Source organism: Photobacterium sp. SP02 (assembly GCF_038519165.1).
GTDB classification, from domain to species: Bacteria; Pseudomonadota; Gammaproteobacteria; order Enterobacterales; family Vibrionaceae; genus Photobacterium; species Photobacterium halotolerans.
In genome coordinates this window covers 72443-98778 of record NZ_JASJOJ010000007.1, presented here as the reverse complement: position 1 = coordinate 98778, position 26336 = coordinate 72443, and the positions used below count along the sequence as shown (strand labels likewise).

Genomic DNA, 26336 nt, shown 5'->3' with positions numbered 1-26336 from the left:
CGGCGAAATGGTAACACAGGGCGGCAGGGAGTACCTACCGCCCGGATAGTGCTGTATCAGTTATGGCTGACGGCGATGACACGCAGCGAATCGAGCTGAATCTGGGCTTTGCTGATGTAAGCGGTCAGATCCTGAATCTGGCTTTGCAGCAATTCCAGCTCATCGTCCCGGATGTTAGGGTTGACCGATTTCAGGGCCTGCAGACGGGCCAGCTCGGCGCCCAAAGTGATTTCCATCTCCTGCTGCGCGGCCTGGCGTACTTTGGCCAGCTCAGGTTCGATCAGCTGATCGCCGGCGGCAATCAGGGCATGGATGTCTCTCTGCACCGAGTTGACCAGTTTGCTGCCCAGATGGCGGTTGACCGGACTCAGCTGACGGTTGAAGCCTTCGAACTCGACTTTATCCGACAGATTATTGCCTTTGGCATCCAGCAGGATACGGATAGGCGTGTGCGGCAGGAAGCGGCCGATCCCGGATTGTTTCGGTGCCTGGGCATCGACCACGTACACCAGCTCCAGCAACAGTGTGCCGGCGGGCAGCGCCTTGTTCTTGAGCAAAGACACAGCAGTGGTGCCGACACCTTCCGACAGCAGCAGGTCAATCCCGCCCTGAATCATAGGGTGTTCCCAGCTGATAAAGTGCATGTCTTCACGCGACAGCGCGGTATCACGGTCAAAGGTAATGGTGCAGCCATCCTGCGGCAAACCCGGGAAACTCGCTACCAGCATGTGCTCAGACGGGGTGATCACCAGGGCGTTTTCGCCTCTGTCATCCTGATTGAGGCCCACGGTATCAAACAGGCCGAGCGCGAAGGTCACCAGATTGGTGTCGCCGTCTTTGGCGGCAATCTGCTCGACCAGCTCTCGGGCGGCATCGCCACCGTTGGAATGGATCTCCAGCAGACGGTCGCGGCCCTGCTCCATTTTGCTCTTGAGCTCAGTGTGCATGCGGGCACTGTCGGCGATCAGCGAGTCCAGCGCCTCAGCACTGTGGTTTTCACTGGCCAGCAGGGTGATCAGCTGCGGCTGAATCGCTTCATACACCGCACGGCCTGTCGGGCATGTTTCTTCAAAGGCATTCAGCCCCTCGTTGTACCAGTGCGCCAGCAGCGCCTGCGAGGTGCCCTGCAGATGCGGCACATGGATCTCGATATCCCGCTGCTGGCCGATGCGGTCCAGTCGGCCGATACGCTGTTCCAGCAGATCCGGATTATTTGGCAGATCGAACATCACCAGCTGGTTGGCAAACTGGAAATTGCGGCCTTCAGAGCCGATTTCTGAACACAGCAGCACCTGCGCGCCGTCTTCTGTCTGAGCGAAGTAAGCGGCCGCTTTGTCGCGGTCGAGAATCGACATGCCTTCGTGGAACACAGTGGCGCGGATGCCTTCTTTTTCGCGCAGTGCCTGCTCCAGATTGAGCGCGGTTTGCGCGCGGGAGCAGATCACCAGCACTTTTTCATTGCGGTTGGCTTTGAGGAAATCCAGCAGCCAGCTCACCCGCGGGTCGAAGTTCCACCAGGTGGCCGATTCGCCTTCAAATTCCTGATAAATATCTTCCGGATACAGCAGCTTGAGCACTTTTTGTTCTTCGCTGATTTTCCCCATCATCATGCCGGCGACACGCATGGCCGTGCTGTACTGCGACGGCATCGCCAGCGGGTACAGATTGAGGTGACGCTGAGGAAAACCCTGCACTGCCGCGCGGGTGTTGCGGAACAGCACACGACCTGTGCCGTGGCGGTCCATCAGGTTGTCGACCAGCTCCTGACGCGCGGCATGCTGGGCGTGTTCGTCGCCCTGGGTGGTCAGTGTGTCCAGCAGCGGGGCAATGTCCTGCTCAGGCAGCAGATTGATCAGTGTCGCGCGGCTGTCGTCGTCCAGTTTTTTGCCAGCCAGCAGGTCTGACACCGCATCGGCGACCGGGGCGTACTGGCGCTCTTCATCGAGAAAGGCATCGTAATCGTAGAAGCGATCCGGGTCGAGCAGGCGCAGGCGGGCGAAGTGGCTCTGATGGCCCAGCTGATCCGGCGTGGCTGTCAGCAGCAGGCAGCCCGGGGTTTTCTCGGCCAGGGCTTCCACCACCTGGTACTCACGGCTCGGCGCCTCTTCACTCCACACCAGGTGGTGGGCTTCATCGACTACCAGCAGATCCCAGTCGGCGTCCAGCGCCTGTTCGAAACGGCGGCGGCTCTTGCGCAGAAAATCCAGTGAGCACAGCACGTATTGCGCGGTATCAAACGGATTGGCCGCATCGGCAATCGCCTCGACACAGCGCTCTTCATCGAAGATAGAAAAATACAGGTTGAAGCGGCGCATCATCTCAACCAGCCACTGATGCTGCAGGGTTTCCGGCACCAGGATCAGAATACGCTCGGCACGTCCTGCCAGCACCTGCTGGTGGATGATCATCCCGGCTTCAATGGTTTTACCCAGGCCCACTTCGTCGGCCAGCAGGACACGGGGGGCAAAACGGCGGCCCACTTCATGGGCAATGAACAGCTGGTGTGGGATCAGGCCGGCACGCATCCCGCACAAGCCGCGTAGCGGGCTCTTGTGCTGCTGGTGCTGGTTTTTCAGGGCGCGGTAGCGCAGGGCGAAACGGTCCATACGGTCAATCTGACCAGCGAACAGCTTGTCCTGCGGCTTGTTAAAACGGATCTGGTTGCTGAGGAAGATCTCGCGCAGCGACACATTTTCTTCCCCGGTATCGGTACGGGTGCCGATATAGGTCAGCACCCCTTGTTGTTCTTCCACTTGCTCGACCCTGAGCGACCAGCCTTCCTGACTCTCAGTCACATCACCGGCGTTGAACATCACGCGGGTGACAGGGGCATCATGGCGGGCATACACGCGATTCTCTTCGCTGGCGGCAAACATAAGGGTGACAGTACGCGCATCCATGGCGACCACAGTTCCTAACCCTAAATCACTTTCCGTGTCACTGATCCAGCGTTGACCCAAAGCAAATGGCATAGTGGACAAAACCTTCTAAATATTTGAAATCAAGGAGAATTGGATCCCGGCGACGATGAATATATCAACTACACTGAAATTAAGTGTAAGCCACAAATGGCGCCGGCAAAAAAGGGGCTAATGGTACTGCATGATGGGAGCCAGGTCACGGGCTAAGTGATGGACCCACCAAGTGAGAAAATTGTCACAATATTTTCATTTTTTGCGGTCATTAATGAAAAGCGGGTTTAGGCTTATTAATGATAGCCTTTGCCAATGGCTATTTCAGGTGAACAAGGAGACGTCTATGGACGATGCTGATAGGAAAGTCTTTGTACTTGATACCAACATCCTGTTACATGAACCCCTCGCCATCTACTCTTTCAAAGAGCACGACGTAGTGATTCCCATGACGGTCCTGGAAGAGCTCGACCGGATCAAAGACAGCAAACGCGACGTTGCCCGCGATGCCCGTGTTGCTATCCGCGCCCTCGAAGATATCTTCCACGATGCCACACCGGAACAAATCTCAGCCGGGATCCCCCTGACCGAGCAAGGTGATCACAAAGGCCGTATCGCGATTTTCGCCGATTACGAAATTCACGAGACTGTGCATGCCTTTGCCGACAAGGCCGGTGACAACCGGATTCTCAACGGGGTGCTCTACCTCCAGAATCATTATGCGCCGCGCAAGGTGGTGCTGATCACTAAAGACATCAATATGCGCCTGCGTGCCAAAGGCGCCGGGGTGTTTTACGTTGATGATTACCGGTCAGATCAGCTGATTGATGACGTCAGCCTGCTGACCAAAGGGTTCCACCGCTATCCGGCCAGTTTCTGGGAGCGTGTGGGTGAGTGCCATTCTGAAAAACGCGGCCGCTCGACCTTGCATACGCTGCCGCAAGAGCTGTTTGAATCGCCCTTCGTCAACCAGTACCTGATTGATGAAGATACCGATTTCGCGGCCCGGATCCAGAGTCTGGACGGGGAAATGGTCACCCTGAAAGATCTGGGGCATGAGCGCCTGATGCACCGCCAGGCATGGGGCATTCATCCGAAGAACATCTATCAGGGCATGGCGATGGACGCGCTGCTCGATCCTGATATCGATCTGGTGATCCTGACCGGTCCGGCCGGGTGTGGTAAGACGATCCTCGCGATGGCTGCCGCACTGGAGCTGGTGATAGAAAAAGGCATGTACGACAAGATCATTGTCACCCGCAATACCCCGGACATTGCTGAATCTATCGGTTTCCTGCCGGGTACGGAAGAAGAGAAAATGATGCCCTGGCTGGCGGCAGTGACAGACACCATGGAGGCCTTGCATAAGCACGATGTCTGCACTGACGGTTCGATGAAATATATCTTCGAAAAAGCCAATATCCAGTTCAAATCGATTAACTTTATGCGCGGCCGCTCTATCCAGAACGCTTTCGTGTTGCTGGATGAGTGTCAGAACCTCACGGCTTCACAAATCAAGACCATCATCACCCGCTGTGGTGAAGGCACTAAGCTGGTTTGTTCCGGTAACCTGGCGCAGATCGATTCCACTTACCTGTCGCCTGTGACATCAGGCTTAACCTATATCGTTGAACGATTTAAGAATTTCGAGGGCAGCGCCAATATCTACCTCAATGGTGTGGTGCGCAGCCGTCTGGCGGAATTTGCTGAAGAAAATCTGTAATTCACTGGGCGGGATCCGCTGAGCGGATCTTAAGCATTCATCGCCCGAGGTACTTCCTTAATCTTTCATCTTCCGGCTCCCCCAGCACTTGCTGGGTGGGGCCGCATACCCGGATTTCCCCCTGCTCGACAAAGGCACAGTGATCAGCAATTTTCAGCGCATCGTCCGGACTGTGGGTGATCATCAGCACAGTGATCCCGGCTTCCTTGGCCAGACTGGCGATCAGATCCAGCATTTCTTGTCGCAGCGCCGGATCCAGCGCGGAAAACGGCTCATCGAGCAACAGCAGAGGACGGTGCCTGACCAGACAGCGTGCCACAGCCACCCGCTGTTTCTGACCGCCGGATAACAGCTCTGGCAAGCGATCCAGATAACGGCCAATGCCGACCCGTTCTGCCGCGTCTTTGACTGATGCTTTGTCAGCCGCGCTGAGGCGCAGTCCGGGATGGATTCCCAGGGCAATATTGTCAAACACGCTCAGATGAGGAAACAGGTTGTGATCCTGAAACAGGATCGACAGCGGCCGCTCGGCCGGATTCTGCCTGTCGATCACGTCACCGTTGATCCTCAGCTCTCCGCTGTCCGGCTTGAGAAAACCGGCGATCATCGCCAGCAGGGTACTTTTGCCCGCCCCGCTGGGGCCGATCACCGCCAGAATATCTCCCGGCGCGACCGACAGATCAAAGCTGAGCTGCATCGGCGCCTGATTATGGTGACGGTAACAATGGCTCAGTTGCGACAAAGAGAGCATAGGTGAAGTCATAAGTTATCCGTTAGCAGTGCGGGCAGACGAGGGAGACCGGGACAATAGCAGGCTTTCCACCACAGTGAAAATGCCCAGGCTGAGCAAGAGCAGCAGCAGAGCGGCAACGGCGGCGGCATCCATCTGATAGCTGTCCATCAGCTGGAACAGGTACAGGGGCAGGGTCTGAAAATCCTGGCTGCCGAACAGCGCAATGGCACCCAGATCACCCAGCGACAACACGAAGCTGATCGCCATCGCCTGGGCCATAGGTTTGCGCAGTGCCCGCCATTCCACCAGATACAGGCGCGGCAGGCCGCGCATGCCCAAACTCTGGCACAGCGGGTTGTATTGCTGCGCGAGATGCAGCATCGGCTGGCTCAGGGTTTTGATGACATAAGGCAGTGCCATCAGGGCATTGACGGCCACGACCACCCAGAAGGCCGAGGCGAAGACGTCGGTGAATTCGCGCAGCAGCAAAAACAGACCTGTGCTGATCACCAGCCCGGGTGTGACCAGAATAATGGTGCCAATCAGCTCCAGCCCGTCGGCAGAGAGGCGGTAGCGCTGCAGCCGCCAGTAACGGCTGGCACAGAGGATGGCGATCCCGCTGATCAGTGCCAGCAGGCAGGCCAGCAGCGCGATTTGCAATGAATGGCTGATCGCCTGCCACAGGGCGGGGGTGCTCAGCAGCTGCGGCAGCTGGGCATTGAGCCCGGCGCTCAGTACTGCCAGCATAGGCGGCAGAACTAACAGCAGCACCAAGCCAATCCAGCATCCGTCCCACACTCTGGCCGAGCCGCTGTCGAGGTAATTCGGATGCCCCTGGCGAACCCGGCCGCTGAGCGTGGACAGCGGTTTGGCAAAGCGCTGGCTGAACAGCACCAGCGAGCAGCACAGCAGCATCTGCCATAACGCCAGCATGGCACCGGCGGCTAAATCAAAGTCGTATCTCAGCGCCTGATAGATAGCCAGCTCGATCGTGGTGGCTTTCGGGCCGCCACCGAGCGACATAATCACCGCAAAGCTGGTAAAGCACAGCATGAACACCAGCCCGGCGACCTGAGGCAACTGCTGACGCAGCCGCGGCCAGGCAACCAGCCGGAACAGTGGCCAGCCTTTCATGCCCAGATGAGCGGCGAGCTGATGCTGTTCGGCCGGAATGCTTTCCAGGCTTTGCAGCAGTAAACGGCTCGCCAGCGGCAGGTTGAGAAAGACATGGGCGAGAAGAATGCCGTTGAGACCGTAAATGCTGAACGGCAGGGTCATGTCCAGCCTGGCCAGTGCTTGGGCCAGCAAACCGCTGTTACCATAGATAGCCAGCAGACCAAACACCGCCACCAGTACCGGCAGCACCACCGTCATGGCAAACAATCTGAGCAACACAGTCCGGCCCGGAAAACGGCGCCGCGACAGAGCGTAAGCGACAGGGATCGCCGGAATCACACTGAGCAGGGTCGATAACAGGGCCTGTTGAAAGCTGAAGGCCGTGACATGACGCAGGTAAGGATCCTGCCACAAGCTGAGCGGTTGCAGTTCGGTGGCCTGACTCAGCAGCGCGCTGAGCGCCCCGCCGACCACAAGCAGTATCAGCCCGGCGCTTAACAGGCCGGGCAGGCTGGAACGGGAGAGTAACAAGGTCTGTCCTATTGCATTACAGGTGCATTACTGGGTCAGGGCCGTCTGCCACTCGCGAATCCAGCTTTTACGCTCTTTCGCGACTTCATCGGCGGAAAATTCCAGCGACTTGGCAGGCAGGGTCAGGGTGCTGAACCCTTCAGGCAGTTCCTGGGCGGTGACCGGATACATCCAGTTGCCCGTTGGAATGTGTGACTGGAAGCCCGGCGTCAGGATGAAGGTAAGGAACTGCTCGGCCAGCTCACTGTTGCGGCTGTTTTTGAGCTTGGCGGCAACTTCCACCTGCATATAGTGGCCTTCGCTGAAGTTGGCGGCTTTGTACTTGTCTTCGTTCTCGGCAATCAGGTGGTAGGCCGGTGAGGTGGTGTAAGAGAGCACCAGATCGGTCTCGCCGTTGAGGAACATGTTGTAGGCCTCTGACCAGCCTTTGGTCACAGTCACGGTTTTTTTCGCCAGTTGCTGCCAGGCCGCGGCGGCTTGGTCGCCATAGACAGATTTCACCCACAGCATCAGACCCTGTCCCGGCGTTGAGGTGCGGGGATCCTGATAAATCATCGTCAGATCGTCGCGCTCAACCAGCGCTTTCAGGCTCTCTGGCGGGTTATTCAGTTTCTTGCTGTCGTAAATGAAGGCGAAGTAACCGTAATCGAAAGGGACAAAGGTGTCATCCTGCCAGCCGCCCGGAAGGGTGACCGCCGCCGTATCCACCTGGTGAGTGGTCAGCAGGCCGGTTTTTTTGGCTTCCGTCATCAGGTTGTTATCCAGCCCTAACAGCAGATCGGCTTTGCTGCTTTTGCCTTCCAGTCGGACACGGTTGAGGATCGACACACCATCGTCCAGGGCGACAAACTGCAGATCGCAGCCGCACTGTTTCTCAAACGCGGTTTCGATGGCCGGACCCGGTCCCCAGTCCGCGGTAAAAGAGCTGTAGGTGTAAACGGTCAAGGTCGGTTGAGCGGCGGCGGCAGACGTGGCGGCAGCCAGCAGGGGTAAGGTTATCAGTAGGTGTTTCACAAAGCGCTCCTGAGTTCCTGTAAGACAGGGAATTCCGATTTCTTCAAGGCGCGGGGTTGAGTGAGAGGGAGAATCTCCCCGGGAAGGCACGAAAGGGGTAAAGGTGTGCTTTCTTGTCTCTCAGTTTTTCTCAATTCCTCCGCCAGCATGATCTGGTTCAGGTTCAATGGGTCCCGTACGCAGTACGATCTCAGCCCTAAGACTCCCCATGAGAACGGCTCTCATTGTAAACGCGGCCGGCACAGGTTGCCAGCCACAATTGCGGCCGGCTGTGAATCCTGAGCTGCAAGTTAACTTGTCAGGCGAGGCTATTTGATCTCATTGAGCCGCCAGTCGTAATCGTAACTGGGCGATACCAGCGTCACCGGCCGATTGAGGTAAGTGTTCAGATGCTTTTGCAGTTCAGCCAGAGTACCGAAATCACTCTGATACCAGTCATAAATCGACGACAGGCGGACGCTCTGGCCGCGCACATCAACCCCTTTATCGCTGTTGATAAAGCGTTTGGCAGCTTGGTCGAGCTGTTCGTTCAGTTTATCGGCCTGCATGACCTCAGGGAGCAGATCCGGGCAGCCCAAGCTGGCACAGTTCACCACATAGTGAATACGCTCGTCCTGCCAGATAGGGCGCAGGATCCTGTGTTCAATATCATTGAGCGACAGTTTTTGTCCGCTGATGGTGATCAGCTTTTCATCCCAGGGACCGAAGCTGAACATGCCGCCGAGTTTGGTGATCGAGCTGACCGGATAGTTGTCCAGAATCACTTTAACTGTCAGGGCGTTATACAGGTTCACCCAGTAGGCAAACTGCTCATTGCGGTTATAGCGGCGCGGGTCCAGCGCGGCGAGTTGGTCCAGATAACGTGTCAGAGCGGCTTTATCCTGCGGGCTGACCGCGGCATAACGAAAGCGGGTCTGCTTGGGGGCGACCAGCAGATAGTCGTTGAGCAGGCCCTGCCAGATGGCGTGGTCAACTTTCGCGCTACTGCCCGGGTTACTGGCTTGCCACAAAGGCCAGAGATCGGCTTTGGGGGCGGCCAGTGTCGCTGAAGACAGGCTGAGTAGCATCATCAGGAGCAGGACGGTCAGGGGTTGGCGTAACGGATACATGTGAACACCTCTGTAAAAAGATTGATATTCAACAGACCGAAACCGGGGGCGTTTCTTTCTGATGGCGGGCGCTAAACAAAACACCCTGCCGGAGCAGGGTGTCTGAGCCAGTCAGCAATGACAGTATAGATCAGGCCAGAAAAGCCGGAATCTTACTTTCATACTCAGCGATTTTATCTTCGTGCTGCAGGGTCAGGCCGATGTTGTCCAGACCGTTCAGCAGGCAGTGGCGGCGGAACTCGTCAATCTCGAAGCTGTAGGTCTTGCCGTTGGCGCTGACCGTCATGCTTACCAGATCCACAGTCACTTCGGCGCCCTGGTTGGTGTCGACAAACTGGAAGATCTCATCGACTTCAGCATCTGTCAGCCGTACCGGCACCATCTGATTGTTGATCGCGTTGCCATAGAAAATATCGGCAAAGCTCGGCGCAATGATGATTTTGATACCGTAGTCAGCCAGTGCCCAGGGCGCGTGCTCGCGTGATGAGCCGCAGCCGAAGTTTTCACGGGCCAGCAGGATACTGGCGCCCTGAAAGCGCGGGTGGTTCAGGACGAACTCAGGATTAGGCTGCTCGCCGGCGTCATCGAGAAAACGCCAGTCGTGAAACAGGTGCTTACCGAAACCGGTACGGTTCACTTTCTGCAAAAACTGCTTTGGAATGATGGCGTCAGTGTCGACGTTCGCGGCATCCAGCGGCACCACCAGTCCTGTGTGTTGTTTGATTCCTGCCATGCTTGTTCCCTCTTAAATTAGGCGGTGGCGACTGTGGCTTTGTCCAGCTCGCGGATGTCGACGAAGTGGCCGGCACAGGCAGCGGCGGCGGCCATCGCCGGGCTGACCAGATGAGTACGGCCATCACGGCCCTGACGGCCTTCAAAGTTACGGTTACTGGTCGAAGCGCAGCGCTCTCCCGGACCTAAGCGGTCGTTGTTCATCGCCAGACACATAGAGCAGCCCGGCAGGCGCCATTCAAAACCGGCTTCGATGAAGATCTTGTCCAGCCCTTCCTGCTCGGCCTGCGCTTTGACCTGCTCAGAGCCGGGCACTACCAGCGCCTGAACATTGGGAGCCACTTTGCGGCCTTTGGCGACCGCAGCGGCAGCTCGCATATCTTCAATGCGCGAGTTGGTGCAAGAACCGATGAAGACTTTATCTATCGGGAAATCGGCCAGTTTTTTACCCGCTTCCAGACCCATGTAAGCCAGCGCTTTAGCAGCAGAAGAACGTTCAACCGCATCGCTGAAGCTGTCCGGTGCCGGAATCGGCTCATCAATGGCAATCACCTGACCCGGGTTGGTGCCCCAGGTGACCTGGGGTTTGATGTCTTTAGCCTCCAGGGTCACCACGTGGTCAAACTGAGCATCAGCATCGGATTTCAGTGTCTGCCAGTATGCAACGGCAGCTTCAAACTCGGCGCCGGTCGGGGCAAAGTTACGGCCCTGGATGTAATCAAAGGTGGTCTGATCCGGTGCGATCAGGCCCGCTTTGGCACCCAGTTCGATGGCCATGTTACAGACCGTCATCCGGCCTTCCATGCTGAGATCCGTGATAGCTTCACCACAGAATTCCACTACATAGCCGGTACCGCCGGCGGCTGTGGTTTTGCCGATGATCGCCAGAATGATGTCTTTGGCTGTGATGCCAGGGGCGACTTTGCCTCTGACTTCAATCTTCATGGTTTTGGCGCGGGCTTGTTTCAGGGTCTGGGTGGCCAGTACGTGCTCAACCTCAGACGTCCCGATACCGAAGGCCAGCGCGCCGAACGCCCCATGGGTGGCGGTGTGGGAATCGCCACACACGATAGTCATGCCCGGCAGGGTAATACCCAGCTCAGGCCCCATGACATGGACTATGCCCTGGTATTTATGGTTCAGATCATACAGGGTGACGCCGAAATCTTTACAGTTCTTGGCCAGGGTTTCCATCTGGATACGGGCCATCTCGCCCGACGCATTGATGTCTTTGGTCTGCGTTGAGACGTTGTGGTCCATAGTGGCGAAGGTTTTGCCGGTCTGGCGAACCTGACGGCCTTTCTCTCGCAAACCGTCAAAGGCCTGCGGTGAGGTCACTTCGTGCACCAGATGACGGTCGATATACAGGATCGGGTTTTCACCTTCGGCGGCCACCACGACGTGGGCATCATAGACTTTTTCGTACAGCGTTTTGGCTGTGTGTGTTGTGTTTGACATTGCTCGTTTGCTCCTCGTCGTTCGGCTTACGCCTGGCGGATGTAGGCGGCGATTTTATCGCCCATGGCGTCGGTAGACAGGGCTGGGCGGCTGCCGGCCAGATCGGCGGTCAGCTCACCGGCTTCCAGTGCCTGGGAGACGGCTTGCTCAATGGTGCGTGCCGCTTCTTCTTGTTCCAGACTGTAGCGCAGCATCAGGGCGGCAGACAGGATTTGTGCCACCGGGTTGGCGATGTTTTTACCGGCGATATCCGGCGCAGAACCGCCTGCCGGCTCATACATACCGAACTTGTCCTGGTTCAGGCTGGCCGAAGGCAGCATGCCCATAGAGCCGGTGATCATGGCGCATTCGTCGGAGATAATGTCACCGAAGATGTTGGAACACAGCATGACGTCAAACTGCGACGGATCTTTGATCAGCTGCATGGTAGCGTTGTCGATATACATATGGCTCAGCTCGACATCCGGGTAATCTTTGGCGATACCTTCCACCACTTCGCGCCACAGAATCGAGCTTTGCAGTACGTTCGCTTTGTCGATAGAACAGACTTTCTTGCGGCGCAGGCGGGCCGATTCAAAGGCGATACGGGCGATACGCTCGATTTCATAGCGATGATAGATCTCGGTATCATAGGCCTTTTCCATCGCGCCTTCCCCTTCGCGGCCTTTTGGCTGACCGAAGTAGATGCCGCCGGTCAGCTCACGCACCACTACTATGTCAAAACCACGCTCTGAGATGTCGGCACGCAACGGAGAAAAGGCTTCCAGACCATTGTGGATCTGCGCCGGACGCAGGTTACAGAACAGCTGGAAGTGTTTGCGCAGCGGCAGCAGTGCACCGCGTTCCGGTTGTTCATTGGCGGGCAGGTGTTCCCATTTCGGGCCGCCCACCGAGCCGAACAGCACAGCATCGGCAGCTTCACAGCCTTTCAGGGTGTGGTCCGGTAACGGCGAGCCGTGATTGTCGATGGCAATACCACCCACATCATATTCTTCACGGTCCAGGGTGAAGCCAAAACGGGCTTCAATGGCGTCCAGCACTTTGTGTGCCTGACGCATGACTTCCGGACCAATCCCGTCGCCGGATAACACGGCAATTTTATAGCGTTGACCTGCCATGGTTATACTGTCTCCATTTTTGTTTTCTGTTTAATTTCTGCAATTTGCTCGGCGCGGTGAATGCTGTTGATTACATGCAGCAAAGCTTGTCCGGACGCTTCAACAATGTCGGTTGCCAGACCGGTACCGTGGTATTTACGGCCTTTGTAATTGGCAATGATATCCGCCTGACCCAGGCCGTCTTCCCCTTCGCCTTTGGCGGTCAGGTCAAACTTATCCAGGGCGATCTCATAGCCGGTTAAGCGGTAGATACACTGGTACAGCGCATCGACCGGACCATTACCGACCGCCGCTTCACATTTCTCTTCCTCACCGCACTGCAGCTTGATGCTGGTGGTGGCCATGACGCTGCCTGACTGGACGCTCAGGTAGTTCAGCTTGAAGTAATCGTCTTCCTCGCGCATGTTGGCGAAGTACATCAGGGCTTCCAGATCGTAATCGAACACCTGGCCTTTGCGGTCGGCCAGCTTCAGGAAGTCGGCGTACAGGGTGTCCAGGTTGTACTCGTTGTCGTTGTAACCCATGCTGTCCATGTGGCTCTTGACGGCCGCGCGGCCGGAGCGGCTGGTCAGGTTCAGCGCCTGGTTCTTCAGGCCGATAGACTCCGGTGTCATGATCTCGTACGTGTTCTTGTTCTTCAGTACGCCGTCCTGGTGGATACCCGACGAGTGGCTGAAGGCATTGGCACCGACAATGGCTTTATTGGACTGAATCGGCATGTTGCACAGCTGGCTGACCATCTTGCTGGTGCGGGAAATTTCTTCGTGCTTGATATTGGTGCTGACACCCAGCAGCTCGGCGCGGGTTTTGATGATCATAGCGATCTCTTCCAGCGCACAGTTACCGGCACGCTCGCCAATCCCGTTAATCGTTCCCTCTACCTGGCGGGCACCGGCCTGAATGGCGGCCATGGAGTTGGCGACCGACATGCCCAAATCATCGTGGCAGTGCACCGAAATGACCGCTTTGTCGATGTTTGGCACCCGGTTAAACAGCTGGCTGATAATACCGCCAAACTCGCTGGGCAGGGTGTAGCCGACGGTATCGGGGATGTTGACTGTGGTCGCACCGGCTTTGATGGCCGCTTCGACCATGCGACACAGGTTATCGATTGGGGTGCGGCCGGCATCTTCGCAGGAAAACTCCACATCGTCGGTGTACTTGCGGGCACGGGTAACGGCAGCTACGGCCATGTCGATCACATCATCATAGCTGCGGCGCAGTTTGTCCTGAACATGAATGGTAGAGGTGGAGATGAAGGTATGGATTCGGAAGGCTTCGGCAACTTTTAACGATTCGGCAGCGACATCAATGTCGTTCGCCACGGCACGGGACAAGGCACAGACGCGGCTGTTCTTGATGTGCCTGGCGATGGTCTGCACCGACTCAAAATCGCCCGGCGAGGACACCGGGAAGCCAGCTTCAATGATATCTACACCCAGACGCTCCAGTGCGTAGGCAATCTGCAGCTTCTCTTTCACGGTTAAGCTGGCGGACAGGGCCTGTTCGCCGTCGCGCAAGGTGGTGTCGAATATAATGACCTGATCGTTCATGATTGCTTCCTTTTTAGTTGGCCTGCCTGTCTATGATGGCTGGGTCGCGTCCTGTACGCCGGGCCTTTATACGAAAAACCCGCGCTTGGGCGCGGGTTAATCTGAATTTTTAGCGGTGAATTTCACCCATCAGCTACCCACGCGACTGGTCACGAGAAGGAGTAGGCTGAGTAGAAGAGTGAATTGTGTTTGCATTGTTTTTTTGATCCGCTGTGTTGTTGACCAAAGGAATATCAAATTGTACAGACTAGCGTCAAGCGATAATTGTATCTTTATGCATTTTCGATAGGAGAGCAGGGGAGTCTGGTCCGCTTTGGCTATAGGAGAGCTGCGGCTAACTCATTACTCTGGTGAGCGCGCAGCCGTCCCCGACCCTTCTGCCCGCGCAAAGACGGCGATTGTCATTATCCCTCCTCGAAATCGTCACCCGGATGTCATATCCGCTTCTTAATCTGGCTGCACAGGTTAAGAGGAGAATAGTGCTATGGCAGTGACTGTATTAGTACCTATCCAGCGCTTTGATTACGCCTTTTCCAGTTTATGTCTGTGTCACCGCTTTAATCAGCCGGTGGCGACACTGAGCCGGATAATCTCCCGTTCGGGGGACGGGCCTTTGTACTTACTGTTCGGCTTGCTGGTCTGGGTATTTGACCGGCAACAGGGCGGTCAGGTATTAGGCTTGGGATTACTGGCATTCCTGTTGGAACTGCCTGTCTACCTGCTGTTGAAAAACACCTTCAAACGCAATCGTCCGGCGCAGCTACCCAGTTTTATTCAACCTTCTGACAAATACAGCCTGCCATCCGGACACACCGCCGCCGCTTTTCTGATGGCGTCGTTAATTTCTAGCTTTTACCCGGCAGCGGCCTGGCTGGTCTGGCCCTGGGCGATGCTGATCGGATTTTCCCGTGTGCTGCTGGGTGTACATTTCATTACCGACATTGTGGCGGGCGCTTTGCTGGGCATGATGTGCTTTGCTGTCGTCAAGGGGGCGATATGAGAATACTTTACGGCGTACAAGGAACCGGTAACGGCCATATTTCCCGGGCCAGGGAAATGGCCAGAGCCTTTTCCCAGCTTGGCGTGACCGTCGATTTCCATTTCTCCGGCCGCCCGGCTGAACACTACTTTGATATGGAGTGCTTCGGCGATTATCACACCTCCCGGGGGCTGACCTTTATCACAGAGCACGGCAAGGTGAGCCAATGGCAGACCTTGCGGCAGAATTCATTGCTGGATTTCTGGCGGGAGGTGAAGGCCATGGATCTGTCCGGCTATGATCTGGTGCTCAATGATTTTGAGCCTGTCTCTGCCTGGGCTGCCCGCCGGCAGGGGATCCCCAGCCTGGGGCTCAGCCATCAGAGCGCGTTTTTGTATGATGTGCCGAAAGAAGGGGAAAGCTGGCTGGACAGAAAACTGATCCGCCATTTTGCGCCGACGGATCAACAACTGGGCCTACACTGGTACCATTTCGGCGCCCCGATCCTGCCGCCGATTGTGCCCCGGCATACTGACTCCCCGCCACAATCTGACGGGTCAGTGCTGGTGTATCTGCCGTTTGAAGGGCTGGATAAGGTGCTGGAGATGCTGTCCCGTTTTTCAGCGGTGACCTTTTATTGTTATCACCCCTCGGTGCGCCAGAACTACCAGCAAGACAATGTCCACGTCTGCGCGCTGAGCCGGACTGGCTTTCATCAGCGGTTGGCCGTGTGTGACGGGGTGATCGCTAACGGGGGCTTTGAGCTGCCGTCGGAAGCCATCGCACTGGGCAAGAAGTTATTGCTCAAACCGCTGCAAGGCCAGTACGAGCAGCTGAGTAATGTGGCGACGCTGGAGCTGATGGGGCTGGCGGTCGGTATGCATTCGCTGGATGCGGCCGCGATACGCAACTGGCTCGACAGCCATTCGCCGGGTCAGGTTATCTGGCCGGATGTGGCGCTGGCCGTTGCCCGCTGGTTACAGCAGGATAACCGTCCTTCAGTGGATGCACTGTGCCAGTCACTCTGGGAACCTGTCAGCTTCCCGGAGCCTGTGCTGGAAACCGTGGCGGATTTCGGCTCAGAGACCGGGATCGCCAGTGAGCGATCATTAATCACCGGGACTTATTGATCACCTCTTTTTCCTGACGTGGCTGGCGCGTCAGGAGTCTGACTTCCTTCTAAGTGATTGAAATTCACTTCTTGTCATATTGTTTTATATCCTTTTAGATATTTTTATAACGAATTTATCTGCTTGTTTTTGTTTGGACTATCGTTCAATATTGACCTATATCATACTGTTAGAGCCAGGTTGGGATCTCCCAGGGTATTGGTGTCATCATTCTTTTGAATAATACTGATTACCCCCAGTTTTCTAAAGGGTATGTGAGGGTGTTGTGCCCTGGTTAGCGGGAGCAAGACTCTCAGGATTATTCGAACAAGAGGTCAGAAATGGCGCGTAGAGGTATGTCTTTCCAAGCAGCAGAAAATCTCTCCATGGGCTTGAGCCTGCGGAATGTAGATCTGAATTTGCTGACAGTATTCGATGCGGTGATGCAGGAGCAGAATATCACCCGAGCAGCACATAACCTGGGTATGTCTCAGCCAGCGGTGAGTAATGCCGTCGCGCGACTGAAAACGACCTTTGACGATGAGCTGTTCATTCGCCATGGAAGGGGAATTCAGCCTACCACCAGAGCCAAGCAATTATTTGGTCCCGTGCGTCAGGCGCTGCAGCTTATTAAAAATGAACTGCCGTCTTCGACTTTCCTGCCGGAAACATCGAACCGCTTGTTCCGCCTGGCGGTGTGTAATCCGCTGGATATCCGTTTCGCCCCTCACATTCTGCGTCAGCTGGGCGATTTGGCTCCCAAGGCGCAGGTGGCGCTGGAAGCGGGTATCGAAAGCGACATGGTGCAGAAACTGCGCTATCAGGAGCTGGATTTTGTGATCGATTATCTGCGTTTTGATGATCAGGGCTTCACGTCCACCGAATTGTTTAAAGACGAGTTGGTGGTGGTCGCGGCCGGTAACCACCCGCGTATTCAGGGTGCGCTGAGTGCCGGCGAGTTCGTGGCTGAAAAGCATGCGGTGCTTCAGCCAGTGCAGGGTGCGCGCGGGTTTGCAGAAGCCGTATACCATCAGGCGCCGGGCTGTCATGTTGCCTACCAGGGCGGCAGTCTGAGCAATATGATGTACGTGGTCGGCCAGTCCGATCTGATTGCCGTGATGCCAAAATGGCTGGCGCAATCCATGGCGGATACCTTGTCGCTCCAGCTGATGACACTGCCGTTTGAAGGTAAGACCATCAGCGGTTACCTGAGCTGGCATGACTCATCGCAAAAAGACAAGGGCCACCAGTGGCTGCGCGAACAACTACTGGCGATTTGTGATCAGGTCACCTGCTAAATCTTGCCAGGTTTACTGTGCTGAATGCGGCTATTTCTCTTCGGGGAAACAGCCGTTTCTTTTTTCTGGCTCTGGATTGGCGTGCGGATTGTCACCGAATTGTTTTATGCCAGCTTAAGGAGTGAGAGCCATGCAGCATTCTGCCTGTCACTGTGATGATCTCTGTTGCCTTTTGATGTCCGATCAGTAGACTTTCCGCTCCTTCAGCGAACAGCTGTAAGCTAATTTCATGACAGAGCCGTTTATGTCACAACTTGACTACCACATAGTTCACCGTATTCAGCACCAGATCGCCCGTTTGGGGAGCCGTATCGCGCTTCGCTATCCTCATGATGGCCAGTGGCGGGACATCAGCTGGCAGACGCTGGGTGAGCAGATTCACCAGCTGTCACTGGCGTTGCTGGCCCAGGGCGTCGGCGTTCAGGATAAAGTCGGGATCTTTTCGCCCAATATGGCCCGCTGGACGGTCGCCGATCTGTCGACCCTGTACCTGCGTGGGGTGACGGTGCCGATTTATCCGACCAGTACCGCGCAGCAGGCGGCCTATATCATCAATAACGCCGACATTAAGGTGCTGTTCGTGGGCGAGGCTGCCCAGCTGGACGCGGTCTTGCAGATAGCGGCAGCGTGCCCGCAGCTCGAACGCATCGTGCTGATGGATGGCCACTGCGACCCTGCCGATCATGCGCTGGTGTGTGATTATCAGCAGTTTGTCGCCCAGGGTAGAAGCGGGGATGAAGAGGTGCTGCAGGCCCGTCTGGCAGATTGCCGGATGGATGATTTGCTGACGCTGATCTATACCTCTGGCACCACAGGCACGCCCAAAGGGGTGATGCTGGATTACGCCAATATTGCCGCGCAGCTGCAGGGCCATGATCAGAAGCTGGCCCTGAACGAAGGGGATGTCTCATTGTGTTTCCTGCCCTTGTCCCATGTGTTCGAACGCGCCTGGACTTTCTATGTGCTGCACCGCGGCGGTATCAACTGCTATCTGACCGACACCAATGCCGTGCGTGAGGCGCTGGTGGAAGTGCGGCCGAATGTGATGTCGGCGGTGCCGCGTGTTTACGAGAAAATCTACAGTGCGGTGCAGGCCAAAGTGGCCAAAGCCCCGGTGCACCGCCGGGCGCTGTTTCACGCCGCGCTGGCCATTGGTCACCGTATGGCGGCATGCCGGCAGCAGAACCGCCGGCCTGCGGCCTGGTTAAACATCGCCCACAAAGCGGCAGACAGGCTGGTGCTGTCAAAGCTGCGTGAGGTGCTGGGCGGACGTATCAAGTTCATGCCTTGCGGCGGCGCCAAGCTGGATGCCGGTATCGGACGTTTCTTTCATGCCATAGGCATCAACGTCAAGCTGGGCTACGGGATGACGGAAACCACGGCGACCGTATCCTGCTGGGACGATATTGGTTTTAACGCCGATTCGATTGGCACCCTGATGCCGGGCGCCGAAGTGAAAATCGGTGAGCACAGTGAAATTCTGGTGCGCGGGCCCATGGTGATGCGCGGGTACTACAAGCTGGCGGAAGAAACCGCCGCGAACTTTACCGCGGACGGTTTCCTGAAAACCGGTGATGCCGGCGAATTCGATGCACAGGGCAATCTGTTCATCACCGACCGGATCAAGGAGCTGATGAAAACCTCAGGCGGTAAGTATATTGCGCCTCAGGTGATTGAAGGCGCGATCGGCAAGGATTCGATGATCGAACAAATCGCGGTGATTGCCGATGCCCGCAAGTTTGTGTCTGCCCTGGTGGTGCCTTGTTTTGAAACCCTGGAAAACCACGCCCGTGAGCTGAATATCAAGTATCACAACCGTCTGGAGCTGCTCAGGCACAGCCAGATCATGGCCGTGGTCGAGCAACGCATTGCCGAGCTGCAAAAAGATCTCGCCAAGTTCGAGCAGGTGAAAAAGTTCACTTTGCTGCCCCAGGCCTTCTCTATGGATGAGGGAGAGCTGACACCGACCCAGAAGCTGCGCCGCAAGGTGATCCTGCAGCGCTATCACCAGCAGATAGAAGCCATGTATCACGAGCACCCGCGGCAGGAGTCACCGAAGCGCTAAGCAAAACCAATCGGAAATCCTTTTCGTCGCAACGGCCTGCCAGCAGGCCGTTGTCGTATCTGCGAGACTCCCGCCTGCCTTTTTCATGATTTTCTGTCAGCCTGCCTGCGTGGTAAAGGATGCTGATGGGCGCATATGCTGATTTGTTAGTGTGATACTGGTTCATTATCCTGTTCGGTTTCTGTTCGCTGGCCGTTAATAAGGCTATTTGTAGCCAGTACAGAAAATAACCACGAAATAGCTGTGGGGAATGGACGTCAGCGGTTAAAAAACGTTAAGGTGGCGACTGGGTTACTGCTGGTGGGAATGTCCATTGGCAGTCACATAGTACGAAAAACACTGGATTTCTTTAGGCTAAAGATAAGCCCTAACTATGTTATACCCGTCTGTACCACTGACACTGTTGGTCTGCTCCCTACCGCTGTCTTGCTGACGGCGACGAATGTTAAGCAAACCCGTTCGGTATGCTGGCGTAACCCGGTATGACTGCCCTTCTGCTGCTGCGGCACAGAAAGACAGCCCCAGCTCGCCATCATACCCGGCACACAAGGTCAGAGGCTCCGGTACAGACGCAGGTATACGCAACCTGGAGACAAGAATATGGAAATGTTGTCCGGCGCTGATATGATCGTCCGTTCGATGATCGACCAAGGCGTGAAGCATATCTTCGGTTACCCTGGCGGTTCTGTTCTGGATATTTACGATGCGCTGCATGAAAAGAGCGACATCGAGCACGTACTCGTGCGCCATGAGCAAGCGGCCGTTCACATGGCAGACGGCTATGCCCGTGCCACAGGTGAAGTCGGTGTTGTACTGGTGACCTCAGGTCCGGGTGCAACCAACGCCATTACCGGTATTGCTACCGCGTATATGGATTCTATCCCTATGGTGGTACTGTCCGGTCAGGTGATGAGTCACCTGATTGGTAACGATGCTTTCCAGGAATGCGACATGGTCGGTATCTCGCGTCCGGTGGTGAAACACAGTTTTCTGGTGCAGCGAACAGAAGACATTCCGGCCATCATCAAAAAAGCCTTTTACATTGCAGCCAGCGGCCGTCCAGGTCCTGTGGTTGTCGATATCCCCAAAGACATGCTGGATCCATCGAAAACGTACCCGTACCAGTACCCGGAAGCGATCAGCATGCGCTCGTACAATCCCACCCTGCAGGGCCACAAAGGCCAGATCAAGCGCGGTGTGAAAGCCTTGCTGGCGGCTAAAAAGCCGGTTCTGTACGTGGGTGGCGGTGTCATCATGTCGAACAGTGAGCAGCAGGTGCTGGCACTGGCTGAAAGCCTGAATATTCCTGTGGTCAGTACCCTGATGGGGCTGGGCGCTTTCCCTGGCACGCACCGCAACAGCGTGGGCATGCTGGGTATGCATGGTACTTATGAAGCGAATATGACCATGCACAATGCCGATCTGATTTTTGGTATCGGGGTTCGTTTTGATGACCGTACCACCAATAATCTGGAAAAATACTGTCCGAATGCCACCATCATGCATATTGATATCGACCCGTCGTCGATTTCCAAGACAGTTAAAGCTGACATTCCGATCGTCGGATCGGCAGATGCGGTGCTCAACAGCATGCTGAAACTGCTGGAAGAGCAGCAGGGCAGCAACGATCAAGCCGCGATGGATGAATGGTGGAGCGAAATCGAATCCTGGCGGGCACGCAAATGTCTGAGCTACAAAACAGACAGTGACCGCATCAAGCCTCAGCAGGTCATTGAAACGGTTTACAAATTAACCAATGGCGATGCCTACGTGGCATCGGATGTGGGTCAGCACCAGATGTTTGCGGCCCTGTACTATCCGTTCGACAAGCCGCGTCGCTGGTTAAACTCAGGTGGCCTGGGCACCATGGGCTTTGGCCTGCCGGCGGCGATGGGCGTGAAGTTCGCCTTTCCTGATGCGGAAGTGCTCTGCGTGACCGGTGACGGCAGTATTCAGATGAACATCCAGGAATTGTCGACCGCCCTGCAGTACGACATTCCGGTGAAAATCATTAACCTGAATAACCGTTTCCTGGGCATGGTAAAACAATGGCAGGACATGATTTATCAGGGCCGCCATTCGCACTCCTACATGGATTCAGTGCCTGATTTTGCCGCTATTGCAGAAGCTTATGGCCATGTTGGTATCCGAATTTCGGATCCGGCGAAGCTGGAAAGTGAGCTGGAACGCGCTTTAGCAATGAAAGATAAGTTAGTCTTTGTCGATATCAGCGTGGATGAAACAGAGCACGTTTACCCAATGCTGATCCGAGGCGGATCCATGAGTGAAATGTGGCTGAGTAAAACGGAGAGAACCTAATGCGCAGGATTGTATCAGTATTATTAGAAAACGAACCAGGTGCACTTTCACGCGTGGTGGGGCTGTTCTCCCAGCGTGGTTACAACATTGAATCTTTGACTGTGGCACCGACGGACGACCCGACGCTGTCGCGGCTCAATATTACCACCAGCGTGGAAGATGCGGCGCTGGAGCAGATCGAGAAGCACTTGCACAAGCTGATCGATATTCTGAAAGTCAGCAATGTGACCGACTCTGAACATGTTGAGCGTGAGCTGATGCTGGTGAAAGTCAAAGCCAGCGGTTATGCCCGTGCAGAAGTGAAGCGGACATCGGATATTTTCCGCGGTCAGATTGTCGATGTTACCAGCCAGATTTATACCGTTCAGCTGGCCGGCACCAGTGACAAACTGGATGCGTTTTTGGATGCTGTCAGCGAAGCGACTGAAATCATTGAAGTTGCCCGCAGCGGCGTGGTCGGCATTGCCCGCGGTGAGCGTTCACTGAAAGCCTGATCCTTCCAGCAAAATACCGTCCTTTTCAAGCCCGTCAGGCAACACCTGGCGGGCTTTTTCGTAGTGGCCTTTTTTGTCGACATTAGACTAAAGTCTAATAAGGGGTGTGGAGACATTTTCGGTTGACCGTGTGGCTGTGCTATTGGATTTCAGAGGTTTTCTATTTGGCAGACAGCATGCGTGGAGGGCAGGTCGATGTTCAATACCGTTTTAGTTCGTTGTATGGCATTGCTGCTGTGTTGGCTCGGCTTTCACGTCAGCGCCTTGTATTTCCTGCTGGCTGTCTTGCTACTGAATACGCATCACAAGGAAATTTTTGGCTGGTGAACCTTGGTCAGGTAATGCAAAAACAGGCGGGCAGATAAAGAAAACGGGAGCCGAAGCTCCCGTTTTCTATGTATCTTTCTGTATGCAGTAGTCTATATACAGTAGTTGCCGTGACGGCTGAATTACAGTACGTGTACCGAGGCCGTGTTGGTCGTGCCTGAAGGGACCAGCGCACCTGAGACCATAACCACGATATCGCCTTTCGCACCCAGACCGGATTCCAGCGCCAGCGCTTTACCGCGTGCGTAGAAGGCATCCGTGCTTTCGATGGCATCGACCACCACTGGCGTGACGCCTTTGGTCAGGCACAGCTGAGCGGCAGTTTTGCTGTTAGTGGTGATAGCCAGAATGTTGGCCGTCGGGAAGTACTTACGCACAGAGCGGGCAGACTTACCGGCTTCGGTCGCTACCACAATCAGCGGTGCATTCAGCTTCTCGGCTGTGTCTACCGCACCTTTACAGACGGCTTCAGTAATACGCAGGCGAGGGCTGTCCAGGCGCGCACTCAGAGACGCACGCATGGCAGAATCGGTACGGGCACAGATTTGCGCCATGATGGTGACCGCTTCAATCGGGTATTTACCTTTCGCAGACTCACCAGACAGCATTACGGCATCTGTACCGTCCATGATGGCGTTGGCAACGTCACCGGCTTCGGCACGGGTCGGACGCGGGTTCTTGATCATAGAATCCAGCATCTGAGTGGCAGTGATCACCACTTTACGGGCACGGTTACATTTCTCGATCATCATCTTCTGCGCGAAGATCACTTCTTCAACCGGGATTTCGACACCCAGGTCGCCACGGGCAACCATGATGCCGTCAGAAGCTTCCAGAATCGCGTCGAAGTTATCAACACCTTCCTGGTTCTCGATCTTAGAGATGATCTGGATCTTCTCGCCGCCGTTGGCATTCAGCAGCTCGCGGATTTCATTAACGTCTTCTGCTTTACGGATGAAAGAAGCGGCAACGAAGTCAACGCCTTGCTCACAACCGAATTTCAGGTCGGCTTTGTCTTTCTCAGCCAGTGCCGGCAGCTTGACAGACACGCCTGGCAGGTTCACACCTTTGTTTTCGCCCAGATCGCCGTTGTTCAGTACACGGCATTTCACTTCTGTGTTGGTGGTGGCCAGCACTTCCATTTCGATCAGGCCATCGTCAACCAGGATAGTGTCGCCTGCGCTCAGATCGTTGGCAAAACCTGGGTAAGTCACGGCCACGCGGTCTTGGTTGCCGACAACTGTGGTGTCAGTGGTGAAAGTGAATTCCTGACCCGCTGTCAGTGAAACGTCTGCGCCGCCTTCCAGTTTGATGGTGCGGATTTCAGGCCCTTTGGTATCCAGCAAAATGGCCACAGGTTGACCGGTTTGCGCCATGACTTCACGAACGTTCTGGATACGCTGACCGTGCTCGGCGAAATCGCCGTGCGAGAAGTTCAGACGCATAACGTTCATACCGGCGTTAACCAGTTTGGTCAGCATTTCAACAGATTCTGTCTTAGGACCAATCGTGCAGACGATTTTGGTTTTTTTCATTGAGAATATTCTCCGAGAACTTGAAGGAAACTTCTGGCGCTTTTATACCTCAAAGGGCTGATCTGTTGATGTTGAATCATAGCTACAAAATGAGATCATGATCGTGTTTTTATCAACAAAGTCCTGAAAGGTATCACTGAGCCATACAAATTGTTTGGCAACATTACTTGCTTTATAAAAGCAGTTGCATTGCTTTGATAAAGCTGACGAAAAGGCTTACAGACTGACTGAACCGTCGACACAAGGGCTGTGGAGATCCGCTGCCAGTGCCACAAAGTGGCTGAATTAACAAGGTCGTAAGTATAGCAGAGTTTCTTTTCCTTACCAGCATGTGAGTTGTGTCAACATTTTGACCCGACCAGATATCTATGCGTCTGATTCCCCGATAAAAGCCACAGACGATAAGGCATTGGCCCGCTCATCAGCAGGATTGCGGGGATCGCCCGGCCGAAAAAGATTTTTATCAAATAACCAATTCTGTTGAAGCAAGATGGCTGTTTGATGACAGGCGCTGAATTTTATGTGCTTTTGGCCTGTTTACCATGCTGTGGAGCAAATATCTGCTGAAAAAAACCGGCTTCTGTATTCTCAAGGTTGAATATTTACTGCTTTTATTGATAATCATTATCATTAATGTTTGCATTGGTGTAATTGGACAGTCATAACATGCAGGAGCACCGGACGATGACAGGGGCAGATCAGTTCTATATCAAGCAAGTGGGGAGACTCTATCAGCAGCATCAAGGTTGGTTATCGGTCTTTATTCAGCGCCGTATGAGCTGTCCGTTTACGACAGCGGATTTGGTGCAGGATACTTACCTCAGGTTGCTGAGCAGCGGCAGGCTGCCGGCGTCAGGGGAATCCCGCCGTTACCTGACGCATATCGCCAAGGGGCTGGTGATTGATTTCTACCGCCGCCGCCGGGTGGAATCTGCCTATCTCGAATACCTGCAACAGCAGCCGCAACAAGTGGCGGTGTCGTCGGAGGAGCGGCTGCAAATGGTGGAAGCCTTGCTGGAGGTGGACAGGTTGATGCGCCATTTGCCGGATAAGGTCAGACAGGCTCTGCTGATGCGCCAGATTGACAACATGAGCTACAAGCAAATTGCTGCAGAGCTGGAGGTGTCGGTGTCTTCGGTCGAAAAATATATCGCCAAAGCGCTGCAGGCTTGCATGACGGCGAGCATGGAGGCCTTTTGACCCCGCAGCGTATTTCTGTCGAATCAATCCGGCAGGCGTCTCGCTGGATGGCGCGGCTCTGGGCTGATGATGTGACGGACGATGACAAGCGTGCTTTTGCTGCCTGGCGCACGGATCACCCGGACAACGAGTCAGCCTGGCAGCAGCTGACGCAGCTGCAGGGGCAATTTTCCGCGTTGCCCAGGCAGGCGTCCAGCCGCCGAATCCTGATGGCCCGTCACGGCGTCAGCAGGCGAAGGCTGCTGTCTGTGGCCGCGATGGGTTTACTGACAGCCGGTCTGGTGGCGGTCAAGGTGCTCCATCACACCCCCCGGGGCCAGGTTTATGCCACTGCGGTGGGCGAAATCCGCCAGCTGACCTTATCGGATGGCACGCAATTGGTGCTCAATACGGATACCGAGATTTATGTCGATTTCAATCAGCACGCGCGGCACCTGACACTGGAACAAGGCGAAGTCATGATCCAAAGCGCTCATCATCTGACCCCGTTTACTCTGACCAGCATGCAGGGCCAGGTGACCCCCATAGGCACCCGGTTCAGTGTCCGGCAGCTTGAGGGCCGGACAGTGGTGAAAGTGCAGGAGGGCAAAGTCCGGCTCAGCCCTGCGGAGACTAAGCAGCCCCGGTTGCTCTCTGCCGGGCAGTGGGCAGATTTTTCGGAGCAGGCCGTGAGTGCCGTTAAAGCCTTGTCTGAATATGACGCCAGTTGGGCGTCGCATCGGCTGGTTGCCCGCCGTATGCCGCTGACGACTCTGATCAATGAGCTGTCCCGTTACCGGGCTGGTGTTGTCAGGGTGGATCCGCAACTGGCGGAACTTTCAGTGACAGGTGTGTTTGATCTGGACAATCCTGATCAGGTGCTCAGGCAGCTGGAAACCATCCTGCCGATCCAGGCCCGCTTCCTGACCCGTTATTGGGTAACAGTGATCCCGGCCCCTTCTCCTTGATTTTGTGAACGCGGTAACAAAATGGTCATCCATCATGATGGCCTGTTACGGTTTTGTCCTTCTC

Annotated in this window: 20 protein-coding genes and 1 riboswitch; of the genes, 10 read left to right on the top strand and 10 right to left on the bottom strand. The window is 55.4% G+C overall.

Annotated features, from left to right (window positions below; all coding sequences use genetic code 11):
• Positions 1–56: 56 nt before the first annotated feature.
• Positions 57–2972 (bottom strand): RNA polymerase-associated protein RapA, encoded by a 2916-nt coding sequence (gene rapA / locus P0Y67_RS05175; protein ID WP_342391006.1) that lies wholly within the window; start codon positions 2970–2972, stop codon positions 57–59.
• A 286-nt stretch (positions 2973–3258) separates the two neighbouring features.
• Here rapA and P0Y67_RS05170 point away from each other — a divergent pair, with 286 nt between their 5' ends.
• A complete protein-coding gene (locus P0Y67_RS05170; RefSeq protein WP_027251798.1) occupies positions 3259–4635 on the top strand; it encodes a PhoH family protein in 1377 nt (458 codons plus the stop codon).
• A 37-nt stretch (positions 4636–4672) separates the two neighbouring features.
• Here P0Y67_RS05170 and thiQ read toward each other — a convergent pair whose 3' ends face one another.
• The 8 genes from thiQ to leuA form a co-directional block, all read right to left on the bottom strand.
• The gene (gene thiQ, locus P0Y67_RS05165) at positions 4673–5386 is read right to left on the bottom strand and encodes a thiamine ABC transporter ATP-binding protein (protein ID WP_446728800.1); all 714 of its coding nucleotides are present in this window, start codon (positions 5384–5386) and stop codon (positions 4673–4675) included.
• Between the two features lie 15 nt (positions 5387–5401).
• Entirely contained in the window at positions 5402–7015 is a 1614-nt protein-coding gene (thiP, locus tag P0Y67_RS05160; protein WP_446728799.1) for a thiamine/thiamine pyrophosphate ABC transporter permease ThiP, read from the bottom strand.
• Between the two features lie 27 nt (positions 7016–7042).
• Positions 7043–8029 (bottom strand): thiamine ABC transporter substrate binding subunit, encoded by a 987-nt coding sequence (gene thiB / locus P0Y67_RS05155; protein ID WP_446728798.1) that lies wholly within the window; start codon positions 8027–8029, stop codon positions 7043–7045.
• Positions 8030–8145: 116 nt separating this feature from the next.
• A riboswitch (TPP riboswitch) is annotated at positions 8146–8248 on the bottom strand.
• A gap of 89 nt (positions 8249–8337) precedes the next feature.
• Positions 8338–9138: a DUF547 domain-containing protein gene (locus tag P0Y67_RS05150; protein WP_342391004.1), complete on the bottom strand. Its 801-nt coding sequence runs from the start codon at positions 9136–9138 to the stop codon at positions 8338–8340.
• A gap of 130 nt (positions 9139–9268) precedes the next feature.
• Complete coding sequence (leuD, locus tag P0Y67_RS05145; RefSeq protein WP_342391003.1) at positions 9269–9871, bottom strand: 3-isopropylmalate dehydratase small subunit; 603 nt, start codon at positions 9869–9871, stop codon at positions 9269–9271.
• 17 nt (positions 9872–9888) lie between these two features.
• A complete protein-coding gene (gene leuC, locus P0Y67_RS05140) occupies positions 9889–11328 on the bottom strand; it encodes a 3-isopropylmalate dehydratase large subunit (RefSeq protein ID WP_342391002.1) in 1440 nt (479 codons plus the stop codon).
• 26 nt (positions 11329–11354) lie between these two features.
• Positions 11355–12446 carry a 3-isopropylmalate dehydrogenase gene (gene leuB / locus P0Y67_RS05135; RefSeq protein WP_342391001.1) on the bottom strand — a complete coding sequence of 364 codons (1092 nt, stop codon included), beginning with the start codon at positions 12444–12446 and terminating at the stop codon, positions 11355–11357.
• Positions 12447–12448: 2 nt separating this feature from the next.
• Positions 12449–13999 (bottom strand): 2-isopropylmalate synthase, encoded by a 1551-nt coding sequence (gene leuA / locus P0Y67_RS05130; protein ID WP_342391000.1) that lies wholly within the window; start codon positions 13997–13999, stop codon positions 12449–12451.
• 484 nt (positions 14000–14483) lie between these two features.
• On the opposite strand from leuA, the gene P0Y67_RS05125 reads away from it, so the two are divergent.
• The 7 genes from P0Y67_RS05125 (at position 14484) to P0Y67_RS05095 (ending at position 22628) form a co-directional block, all read left to right on the top strand.
• Positions 14484–14999 (top strand): phosphatase PAP2 family protein, encoded by a 516-nt coding sequence (locus tag P0Y67_RS05125; protein ID WP_342390999.1) that lies wholly within the window; start codon positions 14484–14486, stop codon positions 14997–14999.
• Positions 14996–16108 carry an MJ1255/VC2487 family glycosyltransferase gene (locus P0Y67_RS05120; protein WP_342390998.1) on the top strand — a complete coding sequence of 371 codons (1113 nt, stop codon included), beginning with the start codon at positions 14996–14998 and terminating at the stop codon, positions 16106–16108. Before P0Y67_RS05125 ends, P0Y67_RS05120 begins: the two co-directional genes overlap by 4 nt.
• 320 nt (positions 16109–16428) lie before the next feature.
• Entirely contained in the window at positions 16429–17385 is a 957-nt protein-coding gene (gene leuO / locus P0Y67_RS05115) for a transcriptional regulator LeuO (protein ID WP_446728797.1), read from the top strand.
• Between the two features lie 244 nt (positions 17386–17629).
• Positions 17630–19450 carry an AMP-dependent synthetase/ligase gene (locus P0Y67_RS05110; RefSeq protein ID WP_342390996.1) on the top strand — a complete coding sequence of 607 codons (1821 nt, stop codon included), beginning with the start codon at positions 17630–17632 and terminating at the stop codon, positions 19448–19450.
• Between the two features lie 600 nt (positions 19451–20050).
• Positions 20051–21769 (top strand): acetolactate synthase 3 large subunit, encoded by a 1719-nt coding sequence (locus tag P0Y67_RS05105; RefSeq protein WP_342390995.1) that lies wholly within the window; start codon positions 20051–20053, stop codon positions 21767–21769.
• Positions 21769–22263 carry an acetolactate synthase small subunit gene (gene ilvN, locus P0Y67_RS05100; protein ID WP_027251784.1) on the top strand — a complete coding sequence of 165 codons (495 nt, stop codon included), beginning with the start codon at positions 21769–21771 and terminating at the stop codon, positions 22261–22263. Before P0Y67_RS05105 ends, ilvN begins: the two co-directional genes overlap by 1 nt.
• A 164-nt stretch (positions 22264–22427) precedes the next feature.
• Complete coding sequence (locus P0Y67_RS05095) at positions 22428–22628, top strand: hypothetical protein (RefSeq protein ID WP_342391036.1); 201 nt, start codon at positions 22428–22430, stop codon at positions 22626–22628.
• Positions 22629–22712: 84 nt separating this feature from the next.
• Here the strand turns inward: P0Y67_RS05095 and pykF are convergent, their stop codons facing one another.
• On the bottom strand, positions 22713–24125 hold the full coding sequence (gene pykF / locus P0Y67_RS05090; protein WP_342390994.1) for a pyruvate kinase PykF: 1413 nt from the start codon (positions 24123–24125) through the stop codon (positions 22713–22715).
• Positions 24126–24809: 684 nt separating this feature from the next.
• Between pykF and P0Y67_RS05085 the strand changes: the two genes are divergently transcribed.
• Both P0Y67_RS05085 and P0Y67_RS05080 read left to right on the top strand, forming a co-directional pair.
• Entirely contained in the window at positions 24810–25325 is a 516-nt protein-coding gene (locus P0Y67_RS05085) for a sigma-70 family RNA polymerase sigma factor (RefSeq protein WP_161444571.1), read from the top strand.
• The gene (locus P0Y67_RS05080; protein ID WP_342390993.1) at positions 25322–26272 is read left to right on the top strand and encodes a FecR family protein; all 951 of its coding nucleotides are present in this window, start codon (positions 25322–25324) and stop codon (positions 26270–26272) included. Before P0Y67_RS05085 ends, P0Y67_RS05080 begins: the two co-directional genes overlap by 4 nt.
• The last annotated feature ends 64 nt before the right edge of the window (positions 26273–26336 follow it).